Origin of the sequence: Streptomyces sp. NPDC006265, assembly GCF_040613555.1 — a bacterium.
Lineage (GTDB): Bacteria > Actinomycetota > Actinomycetes > Streptomycetales > Streptomycetaceae > Streptomyces.
Map to the genome: position 1 here is coordinate 1 of NZ_JBEXSH010000449.1, position 7,331 is coordinate 7,331.

8 protein-coding genes and 1 pseudogene are annotated in these 7,331 nt (G+C 70.6%); all 9 read right to left on the reverse strand.

What is annotated here, in order from left to right; genetic code table 11:
- Window positions 1–715 (reverse strand): methyltransferase (locus tag ABZ281_RS29950; RefSeq protein WP_356660484.1); only part of this gene is annotated, 715 nt, incomplete at its 3' end.
- Between the two features lie 105 nt (window positions 716–820).
- Window positions 821–1,921 (reverse strand): right-handed parallel beta-helix repeat-containing protein, encoded by a 1,101-nt coding sequence (locus ABZ281_RS29955; RefSeq protein ID WP_356660486.1) that lies wholly within the window; start codon window positions 1,919–1,921, stop codon window positions 821–823.
- A 111-nt stretch (window positions 1,922–2,032) separates the two neighbouring features.
- Entirely contained in the window at window positions 2,033–2,488 is a 456-nt protein-coding gene (locus tag ABZ281_RS29960) for a hypothetical protein (RefSeq protein WP_356660488.1), read from the reverse strand.
- A gap of 295 nt (window positions 2,489–2,783) precedes the next feature.
- Window positions 2,784–3,960, reverse strand: a pseudogene (locus ABZ281_RS29965) (spore photoproduct lyase family protein).
- 117 nt (window positions 3,961–4,077) lie between these two features.
- Window positions 4,078–4,545 (reverse strand): SHOCT domain-containing protein, encoded by a 468-nt coding sequence (locus ABZ281_RS29970; RefSeq protein ID WP_356660490.1) that lies wholly within the window; start codon window positions 4,543–4,545, stop codon window positions 4,078–4,080.
- A 48-nt stretch (window positions 4,546–4,593) separates the two neighbouring features.
- Window positions 4,594–5,613, reverse strand: a complete 1,020-nt coding sequence (locus tag ABZ281_RS29975; protein WP_356660492.1) for a hypothetical protein — start codon at window positions 5,611–5,613, stop codon at window positions 4,594–4,596.
- 102 nt (window positions 5,614–5,715) lie between these two features.
- Entirely contained in the window at window positions 5,716–5,856 is a 141-nt protein-coding gene (locus ABZ281_RS29980) for a hypothetical protein (protein WP_356660494.1), read from the reverse strand.
- 184 nt (window positions 5,857–6,040) lie between these two features.
- Window positions 6,041–6,697 carry a DUF308 domain-containing protein gene (locus ABZ281_RS29985; protein WP_356660496.1) on the reverse strand — a complete coding sequence of 219 codons (657 nt, stop codon included), beginning with the start codon at window positions 6,695–6,697 and terminating at the stop codon, window positions 6,041–6,043.
- Between the two features lie 183 nt (window positions 6,698–6,880).
- Window positions 6,881–7,078 (reverse strand): hypothetical protein, encoded by a 198-nt coding sequence (locus ABZ281_RS29990; RefSeq protein WP_030847793.1) that lies wholly within the window; start codon window positions 7,076–7,078, stop codon window positions 6,881–6,883.
- Between the last annotated feature and the right edge of the window lie 253 nt (window positions 7,079–7,331).

Below are 7,331 nucleotides of genomic sequence, written 5' to 3' on the forward strand. Positions count from 1 at the left end.
GGACGGCCGTCCGGACGTCGCCGGGCACGACGTGCGCGCGGTCCGCGAGGTCGCCGCCCGTGCGCAGTCTCGGGACGGCGTTCTCCACCACCCGGGGAAGGTCGAGCAGCGTCCCGTGGAGGTCGGGATACTTGTCCAGCAGGCTCGCCACCACGTGACCCTGGCCGCCGCCGATGTCGGCGACCGAGGTGCATCCCGTGAGGTCGAGGAATGCGGCGACGTCCTGCGCCGACTGCACGCTGGACGTCGTCATGGCGCGGTTGAAGACGTCGGCCGACTCCGGGGCGTCCTCGTTGAGGTAGGGGAAGAACTCCTTGCCGTAGAGACCCTCCACCACGTTGTGGCCGGTGCGCACCGCCTCGTCCAGCTTGGGCCAGGCGTCCCAGGTCCACGGCTCGGTGCACCAGAGCGAGATGGCGCGCAGGCTGTTGGGGTCGTCCTCGCGCAGCAACCGGGAGACGTCGGTGTGCGCGAACGTCCCGTCCGGGCGTTCGGCGAACACGCCGTAGCAGGACAGGGCCCGCAGGAGCCGTCGCAGCGGGCCGGGTTCGGTCTTCACCGCGGCCGCGATGTCCTGAACGGCCATGGGCCGGTCACCGAGCGCATCGGCGACGCCCAGCCGGGCTGCCGCGCGGAGGGCGGCGGCACATGCCGCCCCGAATGCGAGTTCCCGCAGCCGCATGGACGGCGGAGGAGCTGGCTGAGTGGTCGTCATGTGCCGCCTTTCTACTTGGATCAAGTACGAGGGTTGCTCGGATCGAGCACGAGGATCACTGGACGGTCGTGGAACTCTCGGATTCCGGAGCTCGACGGTGCTCGGTCAGCACAGGCCGGCGGGCTGGGACGACAGGCAGGAGTTGCCCTGGAACGTGTTGCCCTCGCCGGGGTCCGTGTTGACCAGGTCCGCCGGGGAGTTGCCCTGCAGCAGGTTGTCGCTGATCCGGTTCCGCTCGCTGGTCGTGCCGACGAAACTCTTGAACACGACGATGCCGCCCGAGAGCGGGGACGTGCCGATGTTGTCCCTGATCACGTTGTGGGTGATCAGGTTGTCGTCGGTGCCCGTCAGGACGATGCCGGATCCCTGCAGGGCGTCCAGCCGGGCGGTCTTCGGGCAGGACTTGTTGTTGCGCTCGATGCGGTTCTCGCGCACGGTCACGAGGCCGGCCTTCGGCTTGTTCTCGTCGCCGACGACGAAGACCGCCGCGCAGTTGCCCGTGAGGTGGTTGCCCGTGACGGTAAGGTTGCGAAGCCGGCGGATGGTGACGCCGATCCGGTTGCCCTCCAGCCGGTTGTGCTCCACCACCGTTCCGCCGGTGTCCGTGGCGCCTTCCTCCTCCTTCACTGTGTTGGCGAGGAAGAGGCCCGCGTCGCCGTTGTCCCGGGCGGTGTTGTAGCGGAACACACCACGGGCCGAGCGCTCCGTGGCGATGCCCCACACCCCGTTCCCGAGCGCGGTGACGTTCTGCACCGTCAGCCCGTCGGCCTCATTGGCGTGGATGCCGGTCTTGGTGAAGCCGGTCACCGTCAGGGAGGCGATGGTGACGCCGTCGATGCCGTGGTCCTTCGTGCCCGTGACACAGATGCCGTTACCGGCCGCGGCACAGCTGTCGGCGGCCCTCTCGGCGGCCGTGCCGCCGGGGGGAGCGGCGGTGGTGCTCGCGCCCGCCTCCGGTACGAGCACGGTGCCGCGGCCCATGCCGCGCAGGGTGAGTCCGGGCGTGGTCACGTCGACGCTTCCGTGGTGGGTGCCGTGCGCCAGCAGAACGGTGTCACCCGGCCGGGCGCTGTCCACCGCCTCCTGGATCGATTCCCCGGGTCTCACCAGATGGACCGTGCGGCCGGCGGTCGACGGGGCGGCCCCGAGGCCCGTCCCGAGCAGCGCCGCCGCGCACGCCAGATATGCGATATGGCATTTGTTCATACCGTGCAGGTTATGTGTATAAAGGTCCCGAACCGGTGAGATGGGCCATCCGGCGGCGTGGCCCTGCCGACAGGAACCGGGCCGGGCCGCCGACGCCCGGGAAAGGACCGGTCACCCCTGCGGTGTGACGTCGGGCCGGGGCGCGTGATCGGGGTGCCCACCGGTGCGGCGCTCTTCCTTGAGCTCGGCCTCGTACAGGTGGTCCCTGCCGTCGGCCAGTTCCCGACGCGCTTCCCTCTCCGTGGCTTTGAACGGTTCGTAGTAGGTCTCGTCGTAGGCCTCGATGAGCTGGAAGGTCCAGTGCCCCGGAATGACATTGCGGCCCGTGATCTCGTGCCGGATCCGTTCCGCCCATTGAGGGTGACCGGCCTCGTGCATGAGGTCGACCGCGCGGTCCAGCTCGAAGTCGGCCCCGCCCGTCAGCTGGTGGAAGGCGTAGAGGTGACCTCGCGCGCGTTCGGTCGTCTCCAGTGCCTTGGACAGGGCACCCAATGCCCGGACGGTGGCGTCGGTCATGCCGGGCGGACGGCGGTGGGCTGCGGCTGGTCCCTGGTGGTGATCACTCATGTAGCACTGACTGCCCTGTCGGCGGCTGCTCGCATCCCCGGCATTCGGGCGATCCCCGACCGGTGTGCAGAAGCGCCCCCTCCGCGGTGCCCGGCGTGTGGGTGCATCCGCCGCACAGGGTTGCCCCGAAGGGTGGGTAAGGGTTCGGGACCGGCGTCCCGTTCGAGTGCCTGCCGACGCGAGGGATACGGGAGGCGGCGCACTCCCGGGCCCCTGCGCGGCGGCGCGGGGGCCCGGTCCGAAACGCGACACGGCATGCTTTGCTTCCCCGGCGCCGTTCTGGCCCTTCCGTCGCTCAGAAGGCGTAGCGCACACGCAGCCACGGGGCGTGGCGGTCGGTCAGGGAGCGCAGGGTCTGTACCGTCTCGCCCTTGACGTCGTTGCGGTAGCGGAGGTTGAGGGCGCCGTTCTCGGAGCGCTTGGCCTGCTGGAGTTCCGGGCGTCACAGGACCTCCTCGACACGGGGATGCCAGCCGAGGTTGACCTCATGCAGGTCCCGGTTGTGGGTGAGCATGATCACCTCTGCTTCCGCCTGCTGTTTCACCCGCTGCGGCAGGACGTCGTCGAGGTGGATGAGCAACTCGGCCCAGGCATCCTCCCAGCCGGGGCGGACGACCACGGGGGAGAGGTTGAAGTGGACCTCGTACCCCGCGTCCAGGAAGTCGGCCGCCGCGCCGATACGCTCGGCGACGGGAGGTGCGCACGTCGAGCCGTCGGGCGTCGTCCGGCGGCATCAGCGAGAACCGGATGTGGGTGCGGCCACGCGGGTCGAGGGCCGGCAGGTCGGGATTGACGAACTTGGTGGCGAAGGATGCCTTGGCCGTCGGCCACCGCCGGAAGGCGTGCACCAGATCCGCGGTGTTGTCGCAGATCAGTGCGTCCACCGCGCAGTCGCCGTTCTCCCCGATGTCGTACACCCATGACTGCGCGTCGCACGGGTTCGGCTCGGGCTTGCGCCCCTGCCGCGTCACGTGCCGGGCGATGTGGGCGACGATCCGGTCGATGTTGGTGAAGACGGTGATGGGGCTGCTGCTTACCCCTTGCGCCGGGGCACGTAGCAGTAGGCACAGGCCATCGCGCAGCCGTTGGAGGGGCCGGGAGCGATCCAGTGCGCCGATCGGCCGTTGGGGTGTGTGGTGAGGGTCTTCTTCTCGCCCAGGACCAGCGTCTCCCCCCTTGATGCGCACCCAGCGCTCGATGTTCCCCTGGTTGCCGTGCAGCCCGGGGAGGCGCCAGTGGGACTCCACCTTCGTCATGCGCGTGTCGGGGAACCTGGCGCTGATCTGCCTCCCGCGTGGCGACCCGGCAGCCGCGGCCTCGGCGTAGGTCTCCCTTACGGGCAGCAGCCGCCGGGCCACGGCGGAGGTGCGGAAGGAGGGGCGCCGGTCGGTGGCGGCCGGTCGAGGAGTGAGGGCGTCGAGTCCGAACAGTGCGCCGGAGTCGTCCTCGGAACCGCCGGACGGGTGGTGCATGTGTGCTGCCGTACGCAAGGGGGGGCGAGTGCGGGAGAGGCCCCCCACTCAACTGCATGGGGCACACATCGCCGACGCGTGTGTCATGGGGTTCGAGGCGAGGTCAGCGCCGATCGCTCAACGGTGGGAGGCGTGGGTGGTGGAGCCCGAGGGGCCGGCTGGTGCGTGGCCCGTCAGGACGAGCTCCTTCGCCTTGCGGAACTCGTCGTCCGTGATGGCGCCGCGGTCGCGGATCTCCGACAGCCTGGCGAGTTCGTCGACGCTGCTGGGCCGGCCCTCGCTGCCCGCGGCCTGCCTGATGCGGGCGTCGAAGGCCTCCTGCTGTGCCCGGGCCTGCGCTATCTCACGGCGGCCCATGTTCTTGCCGCGGGCGATCACGTAGACGAAGACGCCGAGGAAGGGCAGCAGGACCGTCAGCACCAGCCAGCCGGTCTTCGCCCAGCCGCTCATGTCGTCGTCACGGAAGATGTCGACCACCACGCGGAAGAGCAGGACGAACCACATGATCCACAGGAAGAACAGGAGCATGCTCCAGAAGACGCTGAGCAGGGGGTAGTCGTACGCCAGATACGTCTGTGCGCTCATATCTTCCTCCGTCGTCGGTGCTCGCCGGGCTGCCGGCGGGCGCTGTCCTCAGAGTGGGCACGGCACGGCACGGACGGCCTCACCCGGCACGGGTGAGCGTGCGGCCGAGGGCGGACGTCCGGTACCAGGTGGTGGAGGCGACGTACTCGCCGAGGGCCAGGCCGGAGAGGGCCAGGAGAGCTCCGGCCGCCATGACCACTCCGGTGATCCACTTCCGGTGATCTGCAAGTCGGCGTCCCATGGCACCGGAGCGCACGCCGATTGCGAGAGCGCCCTGCCGGTGGCCGTCGTGGCCCGGTCCGCCGTCGCCCGGACCCCACGCGCGAGGCGTCCCGGACCGTACAGGTAGGCGACCAGTGCGGTGATCACCGCCCCGGCCAGCAGGGCGAGCGTGCTGTCGCGCAGGAAGCGGACGAAGGTGTCGTAGATGACCGCGGCCGCCTCGCCGGGCAGGGCCGTCGGCGGGACCGAGGCCAGGTAGGCACGCCGGAGCACGGCCAGGGCGACGAGCAGCACCGCCATCATCACGCCGACGCCCGCCGCGGTGATCATCAGCATGACCCGGTGTGCCGGAGCGGTCCGCACAGCGAGCGCGGCCAGTACGACGGTGAGGACGGGGAGCCGGGCGCCGAGGACGTCCAGCAGCCGCATCGCGTCCTGAGCCTTGCCCAGTTGCTCTGTCTCGAACAAGGTGATCGTCCGGTCGGCGTCCGGGATGGCCGCGGCCGTGTCGAAGCCCGCGTCGACGAGCCGCTCCCGCACCTGGTCGACGATCTCCCCCACGTCGAGTCGGACGGTGCCGCCCTCGGAGGTCAGGGCACCCTCACGGTCACCGGTGAGCATGTTCACCACCGTGGCGTGCGAGCGCCGGTTGGCGCCCTCCCACGCCTGCTGGAAGGCATCGCTGGTGATCACGCCGGTGACGGTGCGGTCCACGACGGTCCTGACCGCGTTGCGCGGCGGACCTTCGAGTGAGGCGGCGCCCTCGACGGCGCGCGGTGGAGCCCCCGCGTCCTGAAGTGTCTGCACGAGCGCGTCCGTCACCGCTCGCACGTCGACGTTGTTCACCACTCAGTCCGTCAGCCGGTTGATCACGACCTCCTGCACGGGCGGCGCGGATGCCAGGGGCGCGGCGGTCTCCACGTCGGTGTCGGAGACCGTGTCCTGGACTCAGGAGGCGACGACTGCCACGGGCGCGAGCAGCAGGGCCGGCAGGAGGAGGAGTGAGGAGCCGACCCGCCGTGCCCGCCGGTGGCGTACCGCCGCGTGACGGCGCAGCCGCTCGTACTCCGCTCTTTCCTCGGCGGTCATGACCTGTTCCGGGTCAGCGGCTTCGCCGGGGTGCCGCGGGTCCGGGGATGCGGCCGGGTTCATGCGTGCGCCGTTCCGCGTGTGCGTCGCCCCGACTGCGAGGGCTGCCGCACGGGATGGAGGAGGCAGAGGCGTCGCGGGGCCCGGGCGGGTGCCCGGAGCCCCGAGAGCGTCGTGTGCGGTGTCAGGCCGTACCCGTGGGGGCGCGCGGCCCCATGGCGTGGGTCTTGCGGAGCGCGGCCCGCCATGCGAGGGCGACCGCAGCCTCGGCCAGGGCCAGCAGGACCAGCCACAGGCCGAGCAGCCGGGTCAGGGCACGGGCCGACTCCGACGGCAGGGCGAGCACCACGATCCCCGCGATGATGCCGAGCACCGCGGCGCCCAGGACGACGCCGCGGTGCGGCAGGTCCTTCGCGACGACGGCCGTGTAGAGGGTGAGGATCCCGGAGACCAGCCAGACGACCCCGGTGACCAGCGAGAGCGCGGCGATCGTCTGCAGCGGGTTCCGCAGGCACAGCACCCCGGCCAGGACGTAGAGCACCGCCAGGAGCAGCCCCGGAAGCCGCTCTCCGGGCTCCTCCCGGCCGAAGACGGCCACGAACCGGAACACCCCGCTCACCAGCAGGTACAGTCCGATGAGGACGGCCACGACGTGCAGGGTCGCCTCCGGCCAGACCAGTATCAGGACGCCCGGCACCAACGTCGCAACGGCCGAGCCCAGGAGCCAGGTCCAGGAACGGCCGAGCCGCGCGAGGCCGTACGCGGTGCCGCCCGAAGGGGCGGGGACGGCTCCGTCGGAGCGGTGTCCCTGCCCGGGGTGCGATGTGGGACCACGCGACATGGCCATGGCTCCTCCTCGCCTGATCATCGTTGGAGTGTGCGACGTGGCCCGAGCGATGGATCTGACTGCTCCAGCGTCCCCCCTGTCACCGGCTGCCGGCCTCACCCGCCGGGGGTGAGCTGTCGGTACCGTCGCCGCGGTGGGAGGGGATCTTCGTCGTCTCGTCCGCCCTGGACGGTCGCTTCACTCCGGTACCGGCCGCATCTCCACGACCCGCAGTCCCAGTGACTGGCAGCGGGCCAGCAGTCCGAACAGGTGCGCTTCGTCCACGACCGGGCCGAACAGGACCGTCTGGCCGGCCATCACCACATGGCCCAGCTCCGGAAAGGCTTTGGCCAGTGTCTCCGACAGGTGTCCCTCGACGCGGATCTCGTAGCGCACGAACTTGTCCTCCCACGGCTTCCCGGGACAGGCGGACGGCGCCCTTTCCGCCATCGTCCACCTCCCTGCCGGTTCGAACCTCACCCGGAGTAGGTGACCCGCCCGGTGACGGACGCCGTGCTCAGTGCTTGAGCACGATCTTGACGGCGATGATGAGCACACCTCCGTGCTGCTGCTCGCCCACGAGCTGGGCGGCAGCGTCCTCACCGCGCTGCTGACCTGTCTGGCGTATCTGACGCTGCTCGCCGTGGCG

Coding starts and splice junctions, on each gene's coding strand:
- ABZ281_RS29955 (WP_356660486.1), bottom strand. CDS start 1,921: ATGAACAAATGCCATATCGCATATCTGGCGTGCGCGGCGGCGCTGCTC.
- ABZ281_RS29960 (WP_356660488.1), bottom strand. CDS start 2,488: ATGAGTGATCACCACCAGGGACCAGCCGCAGCCCACCGCCGTCCGCCC.
- ABZ281_RS29970 (WP_356660490.1), bottom strand. CDS start 4,545: ATGAGCGCACAGACGTATCTGGCGTACGACTACCCCCTGCTCAGCGTC.
- ABZ281_RS29980 (WP_356660494.1), bottom strand. CDS start 5,856: ATGACCGCCGAGGAAAGAGCGGAGTACGAGCGGCTGCGCCGTCACGCG.
- ABZ281_RS29985 (WP_356660496.1), bottom strand. CDS start 6,697: ATGTCGCGTGGTCCCACATCGCACCCCGGGCAGGGACACCGCTCCGAC.